This window comes from Flavobacterium sp. B330r (assembly GCF_056824325.1).
The window spans coordinates 2,014,249-2,035,510 of the sequence record NZ_CP124860.1 but is presented as its reverse complement, the minus strand read 5'-3'; the positions used below and the strand labels follow the sequence as shown (position 1 = coordinate 2,035,510).

Below are 21,262 nucleotides of genomic sequence, written 5' to 3'. Positions count from 1 at the left end.
TTTTAGATTATTCTAATGTAATCGAAGTGCTTCCCATTATTTCCTGCTTATCAAAATAATTCACAAAATAAGTTCCTTTCTTAAACCCATCTGCATTTAAAATTCCATAAGCATTGAGAGATTTACCTTGAAAATCGGTGCTGACAATAAAACTATAAACTAGTGCTTTATCATTTCCAAATTCAATTAATTTGTTATCTCCTAAAACCGTATTTTTTTGATCTAAAACTTGAACATAAAAAACTCTTTTTCCTGTTTTTGCAACCGCATTTCCGTTTACGGTGAAACTAATTTTAAGCTTTTTCGTATTCTTTGCTTTTGTTGTTTCCAATTCGGCTCCAGAACTTTTTTCGCGAAGCGCGATAGCCTTAAAATTGCTTAAATAAAGTTTTGAAGCATCTTTTAAAGTCGATTCCAATTTCACTTGTTTAGAAATCAAAGTGTCATTTTCTGCCTTTTGTTTGTACATGACAACATTCTGACTTTCTATTTCGGTCAGTAAATTTTTATTCTGAGATTTTAATTTTTTAATCTCTATGACCTTACTATCCAATGAAGATTTTAGCCCCGAAAGCTGGTTTCGGTAAATTCTAATTTGATCTGCCGACGGATTTTGCGAAACTTTTATAATTTCCATTAAATTTTCGACATTCTTACGTTCCAGTTCCAACTCTTTAGACAGAGCTGTATTTTCCTGAATGACCAGATCGTATGCCGCTTTAAGTGTACTTAATGAATCTAAAATGTTTTGCTGCTCCGTTTTTTCATTATTAACCACTAAAGCTTTATCGCTTTCCGCTTTAACTTCTTCCTTAATTTTATCAGATTCACTGCTAAAAACCAATACTGCAGCACCTAATCCAAAAACAAAAATTACTGCCAATAAGGGTTTTAGCCACTTATTTTTGTGTTGTTTTTTCATAATTACTCACAATTTTCTGCAAAAGTACCGAATAAATAATGGCTATAATCAGTAGAAATACTTGTTTTTTAACATTTAGGAGCGATATTTGCAGCACGATTCAAAAAACAATTCTTTTCGAATTTTGATTTCGATTTTGTCAAAATAAGTATTATCTATTTTCACATTTGTTATAATAATGTGAACCGTTATGGAAAAAGGTTTTTAAGTCGTATCTTTGCAGATAATTTCTATTTAACATTGAAAATTAGCGTTTTAAATCTGTAATAAATTCATTACAGACAAAAAATGTTCATTAAAAACAAACATCTAAGAACAATGATAAAAGTTTCTGATACTGCCAAAAAGAAAATCATCGACCTGATGACGGATGATGGTTTTGACGCCGCAAGCGACTACGTAAGAGTAGGCGTGAAAAGTGGTGGATGCTCTGGTTTGTCTTACGATTTAAAATTTGACAAAACCAAAGGAGATGACGACAAAATATTCGTTGACAACGACATACAAATTGCTGTAGAAAAAAAATCATTCCTTTATTTAGCTGGGACAATTTTAGAATTCTCTGGCGGATTAAACGGAAAAGGATTTGTTTTCAACAATCCGAACGCAAGCAGAACTTGCGGATGCGGAGAATCATTCTCTCTTTAGTCAAAAGCTGAAAGTTGTAAAGTCATAAAGACTTCAATTGACTTTCAAATTTTAGACTTTAAAACATTAGACAATAACAAAAATAATGAGCAAATACACCGAAGACGATTTAAAGATCGAACTGGAAACTAAAGAATATGAGTACGGATTTTATACCAATATAGAATCTGAGACTTTCCCTATTGGCTTAAACGAAGAAATTGTAAGAGCTATTTCTCTTAAAAAAGAAGAACCTGAATGGATGACCGAATGGCGCATCGAGGCTTTCCGTGCATGGAAAGAAATGATCGAACCAGAATGGGCAAACGTTCGTTACGAAAAGCCAGATTTTCAGGCCATTTCATATTATTCAGCTCCAAAACAAGTAGACCCTAATAAAACGCTGGACGATGTAGATCCAGAATTATTAGAGATGTATAAAAAACTTGGAATTTCTGTTGATGAACAAAAAATGATGAACAATGTCGCTATGGATATTGTTGTCGATTCTGTTTCTGTAGCAACAACTTTCAAGAAAACTTTGGCAGAAAAAGGAATTATTTTCTGTCCGATTTCTGAAGCTATTAAAGAACATCCTGAATTAGTGAAAAAATATTTAGGAACTGTTGTACCTCAAAAAGACAACTTCTACGCAGCATTAAACTCAGCTGTTTTCTCTGACGGAAGTTTCTGTTATATTCCAAAAGGCGTTAAATGTCCAATGGAACTTTCAACTTATTTCAGAATCAATCAGGCAGGAACTGGACAATTCGAAAGAACTTTGGTTATTGCTGATGAAGGAAGCTACGTTTCTTACCTTGAAGGATGTACTGCTCCAAGCCGTGACGAAAACCAATTGCACGCTGCTGTGGTTGAATTAATCGCTTTGGATGATGCTGAAATTAAATATTCTACAGTTCAAAACTGGTTCCCAGGAAATAAAGAAGGAAAAGGTGGAGTTTACAACTTTGTAACCAAAAGAGGTTTATGCGAAACAAACGCTAAAATTTCTTGGACACAAGTTGAAACTGGTTCTGCTGTAACTTGGAAATATCCTTCTTGTGTATTAAAAGGAGATAATTCGGTAGGAGAATTTTATTCTATCGCTGTTACCAATAATTTCCAACAAGCAGATACTGGAACAAAAATGATCCATTTAGGAAAAAATACTAAATCGACTATTATTTCTAAAGGTATCTCGGCTGGAAAATCACAAAACAGTTACCGTGGTTTAGTGCAGATTTCTCCAAGAGCAGAAAACGCAAGAAACTTTTCTCAATGTGATTCATTGTTAATGGGTAACAATTGCGGAGCACATACTTTTCCTTATATCGAAAGTAAAAATCCATCTGCAAAAATAGAACACGAAGCAACAACAAGTAAAATTGGAGAAGATCAGGTATTTTACTGTAACCAAAGAGGTATACCAACTGAAAAAGCGATTGCCTTAATTGTAAACGGTTTCAGTAAAGATGTATTGAATAAACTTCCAATGGAATTTGCTGTTGAAGCTCAAAAATTATTAGAGATTTCTTTAGAAGGATCTGTAGGTTAAGAACCGAGTTTTTAACCATTAAAAAAGAATTTTATATCATATTAAAATAAAAGATTTTTCAAAGTTTCGCTTTTCGGCACAACTGAGAACTTGAAACTTGAAACTTTAAACAAAAAAAAGATGTTATCAATAAAAAACCTTCACGCCGCAATTGGTGATAAAGAAATCCTTAAAGGAATTAATATAGAAGTTAAAGCTGGAGAAGTTCACGCTATCATGGGACCAAACGGTTCTGGAAAAAGTACACTTTCTGCTGTTATTGCAGGAAATGAAAATTATGAAGTTACAGATGGAGAGGTTATCCTTGACGGAGAAGATCTTGCTGATTTAGCTCCTGAAGAGAGAGCACATAAAGGTGTTTTCCTTTCTTTTCAATATCCTGTAGAAATTCCTGGGGTTAGTGTAACTAACTTCATGAAAACTGCAATCAACGAAACTCGTAAAGCAAACGGACAGGAAGAAATGCCTGCAAACGAAATGCTAAAAGTAATTCGTGAGAAATCTGAATTGTTAGAAATTGATCGTAAATTTTTATCTCGTTCTTTAAACGAAGGTTTTTCTGGAGGAGAGAAAAAAAGAAACGAAATTTTCCAAATGGCAATGTTAGAGCCAAAATTAGCTATCCTTGACGAAACCGATTCGGGTCTTGATATCGATGCTTTAAGAATTGTGGCTAATGGTGTAAACAAATTGAAAAGCGACAAAAACGCAATTATTGTTATCACGCACTACCAACGTTTGTTAGATTATATCGTTCCTGATTTCGTTCACGTTCTTTACAACGGAAGAATTGTAAAATCTGGAGGAAAAGAGCTAGCATACGAATTAGAAGAAAAAGGATACGACTGGATCAAAGCAGAAAATTAAATTTTTGTTTCAAGTTTCATGTTTTTTTTAGTTTCAAGTTGAATTACGTTTTGTAAGTTTAAACTTAAATTATTTAAAACAGAAATTATGGCAACAATTACTCGATTTGAAGATTTAGAAATCTGGAAAGAGGCTCGACGATTAGCAAAAGAAATTCATCTCATTGCCGTTCAAACAGAATTAAGATCCGATCTCAGGTTTAAAAATCAAATAAAAGATTCTTCGGGTTCAGTAATGGATAACATTGCTGAAGGATTTGAAAGAGATGGAAATTTAGAATTTCGACAATTTTTATCAATTGCAAAAGGTTCTGCCGGAGAAACAAGATCTCAATTGTATCGAGTTTTTGATTTTGAATATATTTCAGAAGAAAAATTCGAAGCTTTAAAAAAAGATTATGAAAATTTAAGCGGTAAAATAAAAAACTTTATCACTTACCTAAATAAAAAAGATTTCAAGGGGAATAAGTTTCAATAGGCAACATGAAACTTGAAACCTGAAACACCGAAGGAAACAAAAGAACAATGGATTTAAAAGAAAAATTAGTATCGTCTTTTATGGCTTTTGAAGAACGTGTCGATGTACATTCAGATTTACATGACATACGCACAAATGCCTTAAAAAACTTCGAAAATAAAGGTTTCCCAACCAAAAAAGAAGAAGCTTGGAAATATACATCGCTAAATGCCATCTTAAAAAATGACTTTACGGTTTTTCCAAAACAGGAAAATGCAATCGAATTCAATCAAGTTAAAAAATACTTTTTACACGAAATTGATACTTATAAATTGGTATTTATCGATGGCGTTTTCAGTTCGCATTTGTCTTCTACAACGCATGACGGAATCGATGTTTGTTTGATGTCATCGGCATTGACCAAACCAAAATATAAAATGGTTATTGATACGTACTTTAATCAAATCGCAAGTAAAGATGACAGCTTGACTTCATTGAATACTGCATTTGCAATTGAAGGTGCTTTTATCAATATTCCGAAGAAAAAAGTAGCCGATAAACCAATTGAGATTATGTATTTCTCAACTGGAAATGAAGCTGCTTTAATGGTTCAGCCAAGAAATTTGGTTATTGTGGGCGAAAATTCACATGTTCAAATTATTGAGCGTCACCAAAGTTTGAATGAAAATCCAGTTTTAACAAACTCTGTTACGGAGATTTTTGCTCAAAAACGTGCAATTGTTGATTATTACAAAATTCAAAACGACAACAGCGAAGCGAATTTAATTGACAATACATACGTTTCTCAACAACAAGAAAGTCATTCTTATGTTCATACTTTCTCATTTGGTGGAAATCTAACTCGTAACAACTTAAACTTTTACCACTTTGGTGAAAGATTGACAAGTACGTTAAACGGAATTTCTATTTTAAATGACAAACAACACGTTGATCATTATACTTTGGTAAACCACGCGCAGCCAAACTGCGAAAGTTTCCAAGATTATAAAGGAATTTTCTCTGATCGTTCGACAGGAGTTTTCAACGGAAAGGTTTTGGTAGAAAAAGAAGCTCAAAAAACAAATGCTTTCCAAAAAAGCAATAATATTTTATTGAGTGACAAAGCTACTATCAACGCAAAACCACAATTAGAGATTTTCGCAGATGATGTAAAATGTTCTCACGGATGTACTGTTGGACAGCTTGATGAAACAGCAATGTTCTACATGCAATCACGTGGAATTCCGAAAAAAGAAGCTAAGGCTTTATTGATGTACGCATTCTCAAATGCCGTTATCGAAAGCATTAAAATACCAGAATTAAAACAAAGAATTACTAAAATCATTGCCATGAAATTGGGCGTGAATTTAGGATTTGATTTGTAGTCAGGTTTTACCGCAAAGACACAAAGGTTACGCAAAGTTCGCAAAGGTTTATTACAAAACTTTGCGAACTTTGCGCTTTTACCGTTGCGCTCTTTGCGGTTAAATTTTATTTTTTTACCGAAGCAATAACTTCCTTCAAAAACCCATTAAAGTCAAAACTTTTATCACCTTCTCTTACTCCCATTCTCACAATTACCATATCCAGAGACGGAATAATCGCTACCATTTGACCTTGATAACCGCTGCAATAAAACATATCTCTAGGAACATCTGGAAATTTCCCTCCAGCGTTTAACCAAAACTGTGCACCATATTTGCCATCAGAAGTATTTGTTGGAGTTACGGTGTATTTTACCCAGCTTTCGTCTAGAATTTGCTCACCATTCCAGTTTCCTTTGTGCAGATATAATAATCCAAATTTTGACCAATCTCTTGGCGTTGCCCATCCGTAAGATGAACCTACGAAAGTTCCTGACATATCTTGTTCGACAATCATAGAATTCATTCCGATTTTGTCAATTACGGCGCTGTACCAAAAATCAAGATATTCTTGTTGTGTTTTGAATTGTCTTCTTAAAATCAGAGATAATAAATTGGTCGTTCCTGACGAATAATTCCAATGTGTATTGGGTTTAAATTGTGCTGGTTTATCCAATTGTACTTTTCCCATATCTTCGGCCTGAAAAAGCATTTTTGTAGCATCACAGATTGTACTGTAATTCTCTTCCCATTCTAAACCAGAATTCATGTGAAGCAAATCATTAAGTGTGATGTTTTTACGCTCATCATTTTTCCATTCTATAACTGGAGCAGGTTTGTAAATATCTATTTTTCCTTGTTTAGCCAAAACTCCAAAAGCCGAACTTGTAATGCTTTTTGTCATTGACCAGCCTAAAATTTTACTGTCTTTATTAAAACCTGTATCGTATTTTTCGGCAATCAATCTATCTTTATACAAAACCACAACAGCACGAGTTCTTTTGATTCTTCCGCCTGTTTTGTCAAAAGCATTATCGACAGCTTTTTTCAATTTCGAATAATCTACATCAGAAAATGCAGTGTCTTTTGGCTCATTATTTCCGTATGGAAAAGGAAGATTGTTTTCTAATTTCGTTCTCTTTGGAAGTAGATATGGTTTTGAAACATCAAAATTATCATTAATCAAAGTTGCTCCAAGGCCTTCACGATAAATTGCTTTTCTTTCTTTCAATCCATAAACAGAAGAAATAGCATATTTTCCTGCATCATCAATGGAGTTTTTCGCCAGATCAATCATATCGATATCATTGTCGGTTTTCTCAATTAGATCCAACGGACGATTATCTATAAAATGTCCAGATGCGACACTTTTGGCCGAGAAGCCTGAAATCAAATCAAGCTTTGGATAAGTTGTAAATCCGAAATACAAAAAAGCAAGAACCACTGCAAGCAAAAGTACTTTGAGAAATTTTTTCATGATGATTTAATTTATTTTTAATGCAATATAAATAATTTATGTTCACGATTTTAAGCATCAAATTAGAAAACTGTTTCAGATAATTCATAAAAGCGAACCGATTTTTACAAAATCATCATTTAAGCCTTTAATCAATGGCATCATAAAAGGAAATTATAGAATTGCTGTATAAACAAATTTAGTTTTAGTACTTTTGTAAATAGATTTTTTCTAAATAAGACATGCTAGATATTCAAAAAATAAGAGCTGATTTCCCAATACTTTCTCAAACTGTAAACGGAAAGCCATTAGTATATTTCGACAACGGAGCTACTTCGCAAAAACCACAAGTTGTAATTGATGCAGAAGTAAAATATTATCAGGAAATCAACGCCAATATTCACCGTGGCGTTCACACTTTGAGCCAGTTAGCAACTGATGCTTACGAGGTTGCTCGCGGAAAAGTAAAAGACCATATCAACGCCAAACATGCCCACGAAGTTCTTTTTACTTCGGGAACAACACATGGAATTAATTTGGTTTCAAATGGTTTTGCTTCCATTTTAAAACCTGGTGATGAAGTTGTAGTTTCTTCATTAGAACATCACAGTAATATTGTGCCTTGGCAAATGTTATGCGAGAAAACTGGAGCAATTTTAAAAGTTATCCCAATCAATGACAATGGAGAATTAATCATTGAGGAATTTGACAAATTGCTTTCAGACAAAACAAAAATTGTTACCGTAAATCATATTTCAAATGCATTGGGCGTTATCAATCCAATCAAATATATTATTGACAAAGCACATTCTGTAGGAGCAGCAGTTTTAATTGATGGCGCGCAAGCTGTTCCGCATTTAAAACCAAATGTTCAAGAATTAGATTGTGATTTTTATGCCTTTTCTGGTCATAAAATGTGCGGACCAACGGGAACAGGAATTCTTTACGGAAAAGAAGAATGGCTAAACAAACTTCCTCCTTACCAAGGCGGTGGTGAAATGATCAAAGAAGTTACTTTCGAGAAAACAACTTACGCTGATTTACCTCATAAATTTGAAGCAGGAACGCCAAATATTGCTGGCGGAATTGTTTTAGGAACTGCGATTGATTATTTAAACGAGATTGGTTTTGATAAAATTCATGAATATGAAAATGAATTATTAGAACATGCTACAAAACGTCTTAACGAAATTGAAGGTATCCGAATTTATGGAAACACCAAAAATAAAGCTTCTGTAGTTTCATTTAACATTGATGGAATTCACCCGTATGATGTTGGTTCTATTATAGATAAATTAGGAATTGCCGTTAGAACAGGACATCATTGTGCGCAACCTATCATGAATTTCTTCTGTATTCCAGGAACAATTCGTGCTTCTTTCTCTTTTTACAACACAAAAGAAGAAATTGACGCAATGGTTGATGCTGTAAAAAAAGCACAAACCATGTTAAGCTAAAAAAGAAACATATGAGAATATTATCACTATTGCTTTTAACTCTTTTTATTGCAACTGGATGTTGCAGTCAAAAAAAGACCGATATGAAATCGACACAAATTGAATACTCCGCTCATTCTAGAGGTTATTTTAAAGTGATAACGGTAAAAGACAAAACTGTTTCGCTTATTAAGGAACGTAATGCTGAAGCCGTTAGCAGCAATATAGATGATGCAAAATGGAATAAAATTGTTGATGCTTTTTCAAAAGTAAATTTAGAAGGACTTTCTACTTTAAAAGCCCCAACGGATAAACGCACTTATGACGGTGCTGCAATAGGAAATTTAAAAATAGTAAAAGACGGAAAAACGTATGAAACTCCAGGTTTCGATAATGGTTTTCCTCCAAAAGAAATTGAAAAACTAGTTAATTTATTAGTTGATTTTTCTAAAGAATAATTATGACAATAAAAGAAATACAAAACGAAATAATAGACGAATTTTCAATGTTTGATGATTGGATGCAGCGTTATGAATACATCATCGAACTAGGAAAAAGTCTTCCGTTAATAAAAGAAGAATACAAAACCGACGATAATTTAATTAAAGGCTGCCAGTCAAAAGTTTGGCTGCAAGGTGAACAAAACGACGATAAAATTGTTTTTACAGCAGATAGCGATGCTATTTTGACAAAAGGAATAATCGCAATTTTAATTCGTGCTTTTTCCAATCAAAAACCAAAAGATATCCTAGAAGCCGATACGGATTTTATCGACGAAATTGGACTAAAAGAACATTTATCTGCAACTCGTGCCAACGGTTTGGTTTCGATGATAAAAAACATCAAAATGTACGCTTTGGCTTTTGATGCAAAAAACAATAATTAAAATTCTTTCTGCCACGAATTTCACGAATTATCACTAATTTTTAAATTCGGGAAATTTGTGAAATTCGTGGCAAAAAAACAAATAACAAAATGGAACAAGAAATAGACACAAACGAATTAGGAGAATCAATCGTAAAAGTTTTAAAAGGAATTTACGATCCTGAGATTCCTGTAGATATTTACGAATTAGGATTAATTTACGATGTAATGGTAAATACAGATTACGAAGTAAAAATCCTTATGACGCTTACTTCTCCAAACTGCCCAGTTGCCGAAAGTTTACCAAGAGAAGTAGAAGAAAAAGTAAAAACAATCGAAAACATTAAAGATGTTGACGTTGAAATTACTTTTGATCCGCCTTGGAGCAAAGATTTAATGAGCGAAGAAGCGAAATTAGAATTAGGAATGCTTTAATATTTGTTTCAGGTTTAAAGTTTCACGTTTCAGGTTACACAACTTGAAACGTGAAACCTCAAACTTGAAACTAACTTTTCATATGGAAGAAATTATCAATAAAGTTGCCAATAGTGCTTTAGAAGTTTTTGATTTGGAGGATTATTATCCAAAAGGAATGCGTGTGCAGATTGACATTTCGCAATGGCTTTTGGAGGGATTTTTATTGAAAGAAAAAGACTTTAGAGAACACCTTAAAAACCACGATTGGTCACAATATCAAGATCAATATGTGGCGGTACACTGCAGTACAGATGCTATAATTCCGGCTTGGGCATTAATTTTGGTAAGTGTTCATTTAGCACCTTTCGCAAAAAAAGTCGTTAACGGAACAATTGAAGATCTTGACGCCAGTCTTTACGAAGAAATTCTAACTAAAATTGATTACTCTGCATACAAAGGCAAACCTGTAATTGTAAAAGGTTGCTCGAGAAAACCCGTTCCTATGAGGGCTTACATTTTGGCAACAACTTATCTTCAGCCATTTGCCAGAAGCATTATGTACGGCGAAGCATGCTCTGCAGTGCCTTTATACAAAGAATCTAAGAAATAACCTGCAATAACAGGATAACATCTCTTAACTTTCCATTGGTTTTTAGTATATTTGATAATACACTCTAAACTAAAAACCATGAGAAAGATTCTATCATTGCTCTTCGTTTTAGCAAATCTTACTTTTGTTCAAGCCCAAAACACCGAAAAAGAACTAGCACAAAACACCGAAAAAGCCGTAAAAAAAATCAATGATACAATTGAAAAAGAAGGCTGGAAAGCAAAAGGAACCGTATCTCTTTTATTAAATCAGTCCAGCTTCAATAACTGGATTGCGGGAGGTGAAGACAGCTTTTCGGGAACACTCGGAATCAATTACGACTTCAATTACAAAAAAGAAGATGTAACCTGGGACAACAAAATACTAGCGTCATACGGTCTATTACAAACTAAAAATACTGATTTCGGAAAAAAAACGGATGACCGTTTAGAATTTAACTCCATTCTTGGTAAAAGAGCCTTTGGTGAATGGTATTACTCTTATTTCTTAAACTTCAGAACTCAATTTACGACAGGTTATATTTATGGGCAGGATGCCAACGGTAAAGAAATCAGAACTGAACAGACGAAGTTTATGTCGCCAGGATATCTTACCACTAGACCTGGTATTTATTGGTCTAAAGATGAAAATCTTAAAATTAACTTCGCCCCACTGACTTCAAAATTCACTTTTGTAGACAACGCTTATACAAGCGGCATTGATAGGTTTACTGGTCTGCCTTATGTAGATGGAGATTATTTTGGTGTTGATGAAGGCAAAACCATGCGCTATGAACTTGGTTTTTATGCATCAGTTTATTACAAATTAGCCATTATGACGAATGTAACGGCAGAAAACACACTTAATTTATATTCTAATTATCTAGAAGATCCTCAAAATGTAGATATCAATTATTCTTTGAATATCATTATGAAAATTAACAAATTCTTATCTGCAAATTTTGCTTTTCAAGCAATATATGATGACAATGCCTTCAGAGGGCTTCAAACCAGACAAGTATTTGGTTTAGGCGTTAATTTTGGATTTTAATCTGAAAATTGAAACTGCTAATATTTTATCTTAAAAAACGCCAAGGTTTTCATAAGCTACGTTTTTATAAAAATGCAAAGTTCGCAAAGCTAAATCTACATATAGCTTTGCGAACTTTATACTTTCTGAAGATAATTTAAATAATCTTTGCGGTTAATTATTCCTCTTCTTCATCCTTTTCAACTGCATCCTTATAATCTGGATATAAGAAATTGTTATAAGGAAAACGTGTTATATGAATCTGGCGAACAGCTTCATAAACTGTTTCTCTGAATTCTTCGAAATTCTCTTTATTTCTTGCAGAAATAAATAAAGCTTTATTCTGACCAACATTACTCATCCAAGTTTGTTTCCACTCGTCAAGTGTCCAGTATTTTCTGGTTCTTTCCGTAATCAAATCATCTTCTTCGATAGTTAAATGTTTGTAAGCATCGATTTTATTAAAAACCATAATGGTTGGTTTATCGTTGCTTTTGATCTCTTGTAAAGTCTTATTTACAGACTCGATATGATCCTCAAAATCTGGATGAGAAATATCTACCACATGAAGCAACAAATCGGCTTCACGAACCTCATCTAGGGTACTTTTAAAAGAATCAACCAATTGTGTTGGTAATTTTCTAATAAATCCAACTGTATCAGAAAGCAAAAAAGGAAGGTTTTTAATAACCACTTTTCTAACTGTTGTGTCTAAAGTTGCAAATAATTTATTCTCAACAAAAACATCACTTTTACCAATTGCATTCATTAAAGTCGATTTTCCAACATTGGTATATCCAACCAAAGCTACACGAACCATTGCTCCACGATTGCTTCGCTGAATACTCATTTGCTTGTCAATCGTTTTGATTTTATCTTTCAGCAACGAAATTCTATCACGTACAATACGTCTGTCTGTTTCAATCTCCGTTTCTCCAGGTCCACGCATACCGATACCCCCTTTTTGACGCTCAAGGTGTGTCCATAAACCAGAAAGTCTTGGCAACAAATATTGGCATTGCGCCAATTCTACCTGCGTTCTTGCGTATGAAGTTTCGGCTCTCTGTGCAAAAATATCTAGAATCAAGTTCGTTCTGTCTAAGATTTTGCAGTCAATTATTCTTGAGATATTTTTTTGCTGAGATGGCGTTAATTCATCATCAAAAATTACAGTAGATATTTTGTTCTCTTTTACAAAAAGATTAATGTCGTCAATTTTCCCTGTTCCAACAAAAGTTTTCGGATTAGGGCGTTCCATTTTCTGCGAAAAACGTTTAATAACTTCACCTCCAGCGGTAAAAGTTAAAAACTCCAATTCGTCTAAATATTCATTTAGTTTTTCTTCACTTTGATTCTGAGTAACAATACCAACGATAACTGTTCTCTCAAAATTTATAACTTCTTTTTCTAACATAGTCTTGAATAAGGTGCAAATTTAATCATTTGTCAGCTACAATCAATTATACAATTTTGTTTTTACGTTTATATTAAGACATTATAATTCAAAAAAAAATGGAACCCGTCAAGATAAACTCAACTAAAGCTCCACTTTTCAAATGAATGGTCTAAGTTTAAAACCTTTATTCGTAAATAAACGTTTTTTCCGTTTTCACAATTCCGTTTTCTTCTATTTGAGAACAAGAAATTGGGTAATTTAATTTGTTGTATTTGTATTTTCTGCTCACCGCAACTAAAGCTGTAGATGATGGGCTGAAATTCATTTCGTTATTATAAGAAATAGATTCAAACTCAAATTCTTCTTCATGATAAGAAACCATTGGAACAATTACTTTGTAATTATCTCCAAAAAGACTCTGAACGATTAACTGGTCAACCGACTTTTTATCATCGTAAGTATATGATTTAGAAATTTTATCTCCTACCAATCCTTTATGTCTTGACACATTATCGTTTACATAAACATATTCTAATTTTCCAATAATAGCCTTATTTCTATCTCGTGAAGTACGTCTTACAATAATTCCGTTTTCAACAAGATATTCAATATCGTCTACTAAATTCTGATGGTTGGTACTCTTTTTTGTAGTTACTTTTACCCTTGCTCCTTCATATACAAACGAAACCACTTTTGTAATATAATTAGGGCCTTCCTGATATTTTTTTACAAATTTGGTAATGTTGTTGTCAGGGTTGTAAGTATAGTTGATTACTTCTTTCCAATCGCTTCCCACTTTGTCTTTTACAGTCATATCCAGCAAACCATTTTTGTTGTAATAAAAATGCTGTACAACATCTGAAGTGGTTATGGTTTGAAGCTTACCCTCTTTAAAAACCATTGTTTTATTAACAATTTCGCCGTCTTTAGAGTTTTGGTAATTTGTTCTTACAATGTTAATCTGCTTTAGTTTAACGTCGTCTTGACTGTGCATCAAGAAAGGAAACACCATCATTAAGATGGCAATAAAGTAGGTTTTCATGTGGTATTTGTATTGATTTGGGATGACCAAAGTACAAAATTCAATTAGATTTTAACGTTTTGAAATACAAAAACTACAAACTTTTCAATAATACTTTAAAAATCAGCACATTATTTTCATTATTCTAAATTAGTTTTTACTTCTCTCCAAAAATCTTAATGCTACTCATATAATTTATATTATCGAATCATTTGCAAATCCTCCAAACCTTTGCCCTCTGGCACAAAAAGATAAAGACGATGAAAATCTGCAATAGTATTTCCATCTTCATCTTTATATTTTCCCCATAATGCCGACTTTTCTCTTTGGCGTGGGTCATTACTTATCTGTCTTAAACATACAATTTGCCCGTAACTGAAAAACTCCATTTTATAGTCTTCTACAGGTTGAAATTCATAAGTAGAATTATCATAAGTCGCTTTAAACTCGTCCCAAGCATCCTTCACATATTTTTCATCTCTATATTCTGCAATAAATTGATCTTTGAAGCCTCTAAACATCTGTCTTGCAAGAGCATCTTTGTCCTTATTTTCAACTATTCTTTTTCTTGAATTATAGAATTTAAGCACTGCCTGCTTTAAGGTATCAGGATTTATTTTTTGTAAGTCCTGTCCTTTGCTCCAGCCTTCTATTTCATAAGGCACTGTAGCATCAAAATAAATAGTAAGCTCATAATATTTCTGCCCTTTTCCTACAAATTCTTTCACTTTTTGAAACTCTGTTTCACCCACTTGCACTTCTTGGGTAGGCAGTTTGTCTTCTGCTACCAGTTTTTCAGTATCTACATCAGGTCTTTTTAAATCCTGCTGGTAAACGGATATTTCACATGTGGTGTTAGGCGAAAATGTATCCCCATTTTTACCGTTAAACTCTTTTGGTGCAGGATATATACGACAGGTAATTTTTTGTCTGCCTGATTTTAATATAGATTCATTTATATAAATAGGTGTTGCCAACTGTTCATACTTATAATTTAGACGAACAGGAAAGTCATTTACCAGTAGTTCGTAAACGCATAAAGAATTAGCCACATATACATAATATATAGGCTCTGAGGGATAGTGTTTTACTTGTTTGCTTGTTTCTGATGCTATATTATCTGAAGTGATTTCCATATTTTGTTCGTTTAAATTTTCTTTTTTTTGAGAGCACGAGCTCAAAGTTGTTATTAATGCGAGAGCTATGATTACTTTTTTCATTCGGTTAAAAATTAAATGTGGTTACTTTTTTCATTTTTATTTTTTGTTCCTTAAATACCATAATGGGGACGCTTTTTCCTGCGGGATTAGAATCATAAACCTCTTTATCGTTTTTACTTCCTTTCACCTTCAACACATAACTCCCCTTAAGTCCCGTAAAAGTTATGACATCCTGATGATACGCTTTCCTGTTCTCGATGCTATATTTTCGTTCAAACGAAATATAACCGCCTAATTCTCCTTCGAGGTTTACATCTATTTTTATGTTTTGTGGTACTGTAAAAGGTATCCAAGTTATTGTTTTTTCAACGACGCCTCTTACTTTTAGTTCTGCTTTTACCGCAATGGCTTCACTGGCAGTAAATGAACCTTCAGAATTTGTCAAAATATTGCTGGCTCTATCATATATCGAAATTTTTCCTGTCAGCGAATTAAGCTTGGCTGTATAGTCAGCATTTATAGTACCTTCAAAATCGAGTTTTAATGTGGCTTTCAAACCATAATTATCTAAAAGTTCTTTTGCTCCTGTATTATCTCCAGAATCTTTTGCCAAATCACTAAGCAAATGAGTTTTATGGTATTGTATTCCAATTACAGGATAAGCCATAAATCTTTCGCTGGAAACATTTGCAATGCGACCGTCTTTTTGCTTTTCAAAATAATATCCTTTAGACCATGAGATTTTTGGAGTCATAAATTCAAAACCCAGCTCATTCAATTTCTTGGATACCCTTGCCAATTTTCTATATTTTCTCAATCGTCCAAATGAGCCTTTTCCTTTTGTCAAATATACAATCAGCAATTCAACAAGTATAACAGCTAAACAAACCATTCCTATATAAACCTCAGCCATCCATCTGTATTCCTCTGTATAGTCTATTCGCTGTGTTGGTGTTGTAGGATTTGAGAAATCATGTAATGCATGCATACCTACCGCTACACTATCCGGCAATTCTGTAAGTGATTCTAACGCCTGTTCTGCCGCTTCCTGCTGTTCTCCTGAGAGGAAAGGAATATTCTGGATAAAATCCTGCAACTTCTCCTTAAGCTTTGTAACAAACCTGATTCCTGCAACCAAATCAACTGGCAAGTCCTTAAAAAATGGCGCATTGGGATAATCATACCGCATATGGCTAACCCAATTTACATCAGGATAAGCATTAATTACAAATGTTGGCTTCTTTTGATTTGATATTGAATAATAGGCGCAAGAATTCAGATAATAACTATAAATGTTCTGCCCTTTATCAAACATAAAAGCATTTATCAATTCCTGAATATTTGGCGTTATAGAATGTAATTTTACATCTATGTAATTAGGCTTGCCTTCTGTTAAGTTATGCGAATCTATTTCTTTATAACTGTCTTTGGAAATTATTTTGTTTAAATGTTCCTTTGTTTTATGACATGCTTTTCTGCTAAATCCTTCAATGGAAATCCGCAGTTTAGCAGGCATTTTATAACTTGGAACAATTACATCATGTACAAGTGCTTGCGCATCATTTTCAAAAAGTTTAAACTTCAACGTTGTTCTTCTGTTTTCTTGATGAAATTCTTCAGAGATATTTTCCCCTGCATGAATTAATTTGGTTTTGCCATAACCTTTAGCAGAAATTAAATTGGCGGGAACTCCTTTTGAGATTAAATACTTTACTACAGAATCTGCTCTTTTAGCGGATAGTTCCATATTATATTCGTCTGTTCCTCTAATATCTGTATGTGCACCTAATTCTACTGGCAATAATGGTGGTTCTTTTAGATAAATTGCAACTTTATCTAAAAGCGGTTTCGCATCATTACGAATTTCCCACTTATCATAATCGTAATGTATTTTTTCTAGTATATCAAATTTGTCGTTTGGGTTTATCCTACGAATAAATTTTCCTTCATCAAAAATGACGTCATAATCTTCATTATAAGTAATTCCAATTTTTTGAAACTTACAGCTCCCGGGGTTTCTTTCGTATTTTTTTTGTTCTCCTTGTACTTTTACCTTACTATTTCCTGTTTCTATTTCTGGCAGAATTAATTCTGTTCTATTTTGTATGCGCAGAAAACGTGCATGATAAACATCATTATTATAATCTTTAATATATTCTTTTGTTGATGGGTTTTTAACTTTAATATAAAACTCTTCTATCTCTATTTTATGTGTTACTTTCCAACTTATTGTATCACTTAAAATAATATTGATTTCTCCATTTACAACTGGAACTTGAGTATAGACTTTTATTAATTCATCGTCTTCTATTCCTTTATTTCCTTTTACTCTGCGGTGTACTTCAATAATCAAATTGTTATACCCATTTAAACCTTCTGTTTCTAAATGCAGATAAATAGGATGTCCGTAATAAAAGTAATGAGACAATCTAACATCTTTTCCTTTTGTTTCTGTTGCCCATGCACTAGATACAATTTTAGGCTCGCACCAGCCACCAATAACTAAACCAGCCGATCTAGAATAATCAAGACTTGGAACGCTTGCCTGCAAATAATAAACAAACGGACCGCATAATTTTTTAGGCAGTTTAATACCATATTTATCCTCAGACTTTTTACTTGTTTTGAGAACACTTTCTCTTGGGGTGTGAGTTTGAAAATGCCAAAGAATATTTCCTTTTTTCTCTTCGACTGCTGTTCCTTCATACCAATCTGCAATTTTAAAATATACAAATTGATCTGCCTGTATTATCGCTTTTTGATTTGGAATTGAAAGATTACTAACAATCCTTCCTTCGCCTGTCCATTCAATTTTTTTAATTCCTTTTGCCATGATTAATTTTGTTCAATTCCCTTAAAATTAGGCTTTGGTTTTTCTATTCCATTTAAATCTAGCAAGGGATTAATTTTATTCTGCACATCGCGGTTTGCTTTTGTAAAATTTTGTTTGGTCGGTTCTGCAATTTGTCCATGATTGATAATTTCAATACAATCTGGAATCCCCATCGCACAGGTGGCTTTACTATTCTCCAATAATATTTTACCTCCGTTACTTAAGGTTATTTTTTCATAAAAATTACTCCACTTTGTTATTTGAACCATACAGGGCAAATAATCATTTCCTGATGGCTGTTTTTTACATTTCCCGAACGTATTTTTTTCCAGAGTTTTTCCAATTTCTTTTGTTGTTGCCAGTAATTTGTTTTCCCCTTCTTTATCGTTAGCAAAATGTTTAGATTGTGTTTTTACTTTCAGAATATCTGTTTTTGGCTCAACGCTTAAATTACATTTACAAACAGCATTTTGGACTACCATATGTTTATCACTCATATTTATATTTTTTTAAGATTTATGAATACCCAAACAAGTGCAGACAACATAATAACGATAAGAATTATAAACCAAAAAAATTGTCGAAATAAGCTAGATTCTTTCTTTTGTAAAGGAATATGTAATTGTATGTTACTATTATTAAGAACTAATTTCCCTTCATCTTCAAAATCCGATATTTTAATTGTAATTTTTTGTGGTATATCAAGCTTGATTTCACATTGAAGAAAAAGACTTTCTACTGTATTTTTATTGGGATTTAAAAAATAATAAGCCTCAAACGTACCTTCTAATTTTTTAGATTCACTTTCTTCTAAACTATTGTATGGGAAAAGCAAGTTGTTTTCAAAATCTTCTTTACTTCTGCTATCAACAAGAAAACCATTTTGAGTTATATTCACTAAATTATATTGATCTACAGTAGGCATTATAGTTTGTTCAACTTCAAAATCTAGCTCTCCAATTTTTTTGGAAAATGGAAATTGAACAATATTTTTTATCGATAAAGTTTGTTTGTATTCAATATTTAAACCATTAAAAAATGCCTTTAAAAACCAATCATTAAGAAATGATTTTTTGATTAGATCTTCATCTTTTAACTTAACTTCAAATTCTTTCAAACGCTCTTCAACCGCTTTACCTCCAAACTCCTTAAATACTTCTTTTTTGACTTGACTCCAACGTTCAAGAATCTTATCCAAATTGTATAAATCAATACACTTTCCATTCGAATCAACAACAACTTCAAGAGGGTAAAATACTTTCGCCGTTATTTCGGCTAACTCATCAGCAACCGATTTTTCATAATTTTCATTTACAAACAAGGCTTTTCTATCTCTATAAATGAATAGTCATTTTTATCTGTAGCTAGCCACTTTACATTAATCTCTTCCTTAATTGAATTTTTTTCGGAGCCTTTTTCAATATCATACATCGCCAAATATCTTTTATTTAAGTGCGATGGAAAGAATGGTAATTTAAAATTCTGAGTAGAAAAATGAATAGGTTCACGATGTGCTTCTATTTTCTCTTTTTCTTCTTGTGATTGAATAATAAGAAACTTTAAATGTCTTGGAAAAGTCGGTCCAATACAATCATCAATAGATTCACAATAACAATTATGGTAGCTTCTTAATGCATATAAATCGATGTCTAGGTTTTTGGCAACACTTTCTGGCGTATCTCCATCTTGGATTTTATACGTCAAAAAATCATCATAAGAAAAAGGCTTTATGTAAGACATGTTTTATATTTTAGAAAATCAAATATAAGGATTAAATCAAATAAGAAAGAAAAATAGTACGTTTTTAAAAATCTCTTCTTTTAATATTTTTCGGTTTTTAATGACCTTAACAGAATGCTATAGATTTAACGGCCTAAACCCGCTAAAAAAAAACTAATTCAACCTCTTAATTTCCTTTTCACAAAATACCACTTACTTCTCTCCAAATATCTTAATGTCATCTACCATAAAAGCGCCATTTAATGTTTTGTCTTTTCCAGAACCAATATATTTAAATGCAATATGTATGTTTCCAGAATAAGCAGAAAGATCGATTCCGCCAGAACTTATAAATTCTCGAGCAGGCGCTGAAAGCGTTGGCACTTTTGCTTCCAATTTTGTCCATTTTGCTTTGGTCACACTTGCACCGTCAAAATTGGTTGAAACATAAACCTCTAAAGTATTTAGAGGCGAATCTACTTTCAAATCATGCTGTGCACTTCTAAACGAGAGAACAGCATTTTTGTATCCTGTAAGATTTATTTTTGGTGAAACTAACCAAGCTATATTCTCAGCTGCAGTTGTACTTGTGGTATTAAATTCTGCATATCCATTTCCAGAATACACCATGCTTTTCCACAATTTTGCTGCTTTTTCAACAATATTACTCCAACCTGGAAGCGTAAAATTGATATTGTTTTTAACCGATTGGAAATCTTCAGAAAAAAATGGAGTGCTTCTTTTCCCATTCATTACAATATCACTTTCATAGCGAACCATAAATTGATAATCAGAACCAAATTTTGTTAGAATACCTCTCACTTTTCCACTTCCCTCTGGCACAAAATGATCTGCAAATTTTGCATAAGCGCTTGTTCTAAAAATAATCTGATTTCCTGTTTTATCCCTCAAATACCAATTCGTTGAACCTCCTACATTATTGGATTCTTCAAAATAATGGCGTCCTAATGCCGCTTCTGTAAATTCAACATCATTTAATTCAATCAAAGTATTTAGTTTAGAATCTGAAAACGCTTCTTCCACAGAAAGTGATTTCACCAATTGATTTTCGTCTATAGTTGTACAGGAAGCATTCAACACATTTCTATATTCGTTTTGAGAAATCCTTCCAATTGTCGGGTCTCCAGCATTGCTCACATACAAACTTCCAATTCTTAAACCACCATAATACAAATCTGTAAATTGATTTTTAAGTTTTACAAACACTTTATTTCCCACTCGATAATCAATGTAAGTATTGGTGGCATCAACTGGAACACTAAAACCAATAGCAGGCGCATTTTCAGTTTCTTTTGTCTGTAATGAAATCGTTTTGAAAAAATTACCGCCTTCATCACTCGATACAACATAAGCTTCTATGATATCATCATATAAATATTGTTTAGCAGTCGTTCCCGAAAGCTCGTATACTTTTGCTACCGTTTTGTTTACAGTAAAATTGGGTTGATTACATTTTAATTCTGGTGTTTCAACCTCGTTACTGCAACCATACAGCAACGATATAACAAAAAATAAAATTAGTTTTTTCAT

At 32.8% G+C, this 21,262-nt stretch carries 21 protein-coding genes; 11 read left to right on the top strand and 10 right to left on the bottom strand.

Annotation, left to right across the window (positions count from 1 at the left end):
• Positions 1–7 precede the first annotated feature (7 nt).
• Positions 8–922, bottom strand: coding sequence for a hypothetical protein (locus QLQ95_RS09270; protein ID WP_482503536.1), 915 nt, complete (start codon positions 920–922; stop codon positions 8–10).
• 318 nt (positions 923–1,240) lie between these two features.
• Here QLQ95_RS09270 and QLQ95_RS09265 point away from each other — a divergent pair, with 318 nt between their 5' ends.
• The 5 genes from QLQ95_RS09265 (at position 1,241) to sufD (ending at position 5,812) form a co-directional block, all read left to right on the top strand.
• Positions 1,241–1,570: a HesB/IscA family protein gene (locus tag QLQ95_RS09265; protein ID WP_068841559.1), complete on the top strand. Its 330-nt coding sequence runs from the start codon at positions 1,241–1,243 to the stop codon at positions 1,568–1,570.
• 85 nt (positions 1,571–1,655) lie between these two features.
• Positions 1,656–3,104, top strand: a complete 1,449-nt coding sequence (sufB, locus tag QLQ95_RS09260) for a Fe-S cluster assembly protein SufB (protein ID WP_111286338.1) — start codon at positions 1,656–1,658, stop codon at positions 3,102–3,104.
• Between the two features lie 120 nt (positions 3,105–3,224).
• On the top strand, positions 3,225–3,971 hold the full coding sequence (sufC, locus tag QLQ95_RS09255) for a Fe-S cluster assembly ATPase SufC (protein WP_008466070.1): 747 nt from the start codon (positions 3,225–3,227) through the stop codon (positions 3,969–3,971).
• 87 nt (positions 3,972–4,058) lie between these two features.
• The gene (locus QLQ95_RS09250) at positions 4,059–4,448 is read left to right on the top strand and encodes a four helix bundle protein (RefSeq protein WP_229353334.1); all 390 of its coding nucleotides are present in this window, start codon (positions 4,059–4,061) and stop codon (positions 4,446–4,448) included.
• Between the two features lie 47 nt (positions 4,449–4,495).
• Complete coding sequence (gene sufD, locus QLQ95_RS09245) at positions 4,496–5,812, top strand: Fe-S cluster assembly protein SufD (RefSeq protein WP_482503533.1); 1,317 nt, start codon at positions 4,496–4,498, stop codon at positions 5,810–5,812.
• 106 nt (positions 5,813–5,918) lie between these two features.
• Here sufD and QLQ95_RS09240 read toward each other — a convergent pair whose 3' ends face one another.
• Positions 5,919–7,268: a serine hydrolase domain-containing protein gene (locus QLQ95_RS09240; protein ID WP_482503531.1), complete on the bottom strand. Its 1,350-nt coding sequence runs from the start codon at positions 7,266–7,268 to the stop codon at positions 5,919–5,921.
• 221 nt (positions 7,269–7,489) lie between these two features.
• On the opposite strand from QLQ95_RS09240, the gene QLQ95_RS09235 reads away from it, so the two are divergent.
• From QLQ95_RS09235 to QLQ95_RS09210, 6 genes are all read left to right on the top strand, one after another.
• On the top strand, positions 7,490–8,704 hold the full coding sequence (locus tag QLQ95_RS09235; RefSeq protein WP_482503529.1) for an aminotransferase class V-fold PLP-dependent enzyme: 1,215 nt from the start codon (positions 7,490–7,492) through the stop codon (positions 8,702–8,704).
• 11 nt (positions 8,705–8,715) lie between these two features.
• Positions 8,716–9,141 (top strand): hypothetical protein, encoded by a 426-nt coding sequence (locus QLQ95_RS09230; RefSeq protein ID WP_482503527.1) that lies wholly within the window; start codon positions 8,716–8,718, stop codon positions 9,139–9,141.
• Positions 9,142–9,143: 2 nt separating this feature from the next.
• Complete coding sequence (locus QLQ95_RS09225; RefSeq protein ID WP_428237478.1) at positions 9,144–9,569, top strand: SufE family protein; 426 nt, start codon at positions 9,144–9,146, stop codon at positions 9,567–9,569.
• Positions 9,570–9,658: 89 nt separating this feature from the next.
• Positions 9,659–9,982, top strand: coding sequence for an SUF system Fe-S cluster assembly protein (locus QLQ95_RS09220; RefSeq protein ID WP_017494560.1), 324 nt, complete (start codon positions 9,659–9,661; stop codon positions 9,980–9,982).
• 82 nt (positions 9,983–10,064) lie between these two features.
• On the top strand, positions 10,065–10,574 hold the full coding sequence (locus QLQ95_RS09215; protein WP_095929598.1) for a DUF2480 family protein: 510 nt from the start codon (positions 10,065–10,067) through the stop codon (positions 10,572–10,574).
• A gap of 78 nt (positions 10,575–10,652) precedes the next feature.
• Positions 10,653–11,603, top strand: coding sequence for a DUF3078 domain-containing protein (locus QLQ95_RS09210; protein ID WP_482503524.1), 951 nt, complete (start codon positions 10,653–10,655; stop codon positions 11,601–11,603).
• Positions 11,604–11,760: 157 nt separating this feature from the next.
• On the opposite strand, the gene hflX is transcribed toward QLQ95_RS09210, so the two are convergent.
• The 8 genes from hflX to QLQ95_RS09170 all read right to left on the bottom strand — a co-directional run bounded on the left by hflX (position 11,761) and on the right by QLQ95_RS09170 (position 21,262).
• Positions 11,761–12,996, bottom strand: coding sequence for a GTPase HflX (gene hflX / locus QLQ95_RS09205; protein WP_320494522.1), 1,236 nt, complete (start codon positions 12,994–12,996; stop codon positions 11,761–11,763).
• A 166-nt stretch (positions 12,997–13,162) separates the two neighbouring features.
• Positions 13,163–14,020, bottom strand: a complete 858-nt coding sequence (locus QLQ95_RS09200; RefSeq protein ID WP_482503522.1) for a hypothetical protein — start codon at positions 14,018–14,020, stop codon at positions 13,163–13,165.
• A gap of 179 nt (positions 14,021–14,199) precedes the next feature.
• Positions 14,200–15,219, bottom strand: coding sequence for a hypothetical protein (locus QLQ95_RS09195; protein WP_482503521.1), 1,020 nt, complete (start codon positions 15,217–15,219; stop codon positions 14,200–14,202).
• A gap of 4 nt (positions 15,220–15,223) precedes the next feature.
• The gene (locus QLQ95_RS09190) at positions 15,224–17,992 is read right to left on the bottom strand and encodes an OmpA family protein (RefSeq protein WP_482503520.1); all 2,769 of its coding nucleotides are present in this window, start codon (positions 17,990–17,992) and stop codon (positions 15,224–15,226) included.
• Positions 17,993–17,994: 2 nt separating this feature from the next.
• Positions 17,995–18,489 (bottom strand): DUF4280 domain-containing protein, encoded by a 495-nt coding sequence (locus QLQ95_RS09185; RefSeq protein ID WP_482503519.1) that lies wholly within the window; start codon positions 18,487–18,489, stop codon positions 17,995–17,997.
• Positions 18,490–18,491: 2 nt separating this feature from the next.
• Positions 18,492–19,313 (bottom strand): hypothetical protein, encoded by an 822-nt coding sequence (locus QLQ95_RS09180; RefSeq protein WP_482503518.1) that lies wholly within the window; start codon positions 19,311–19,313, stop codon positions 18,492–18,494.
• On the bottom strand, positions 19,304–19,732 hold the full coding sequence (locus QLQ95_RS09175; protein WP_482503516.1) for a hypothetical protein: 429 nt from the start codon (positions 19,730–19,732) through the stop codon (positions 19,304–19,306). The genes QLQ95_RS09180 and QLQ95_RS09175 overlap by 10 nt, the downstream gene beginning before the upstream one ends.
• A 192-nt stretch (positions 19,733–19,924) precedes the next feature.
• A complete protein-coding gene (locus QLQ95_RS09170) occupies positions 19,925–21,262 on the bottom strand; it encodes a DUF5689 domain-containing protein (protein WP_482503514.1) in 1,338 nt (445 codons plus the stop codon).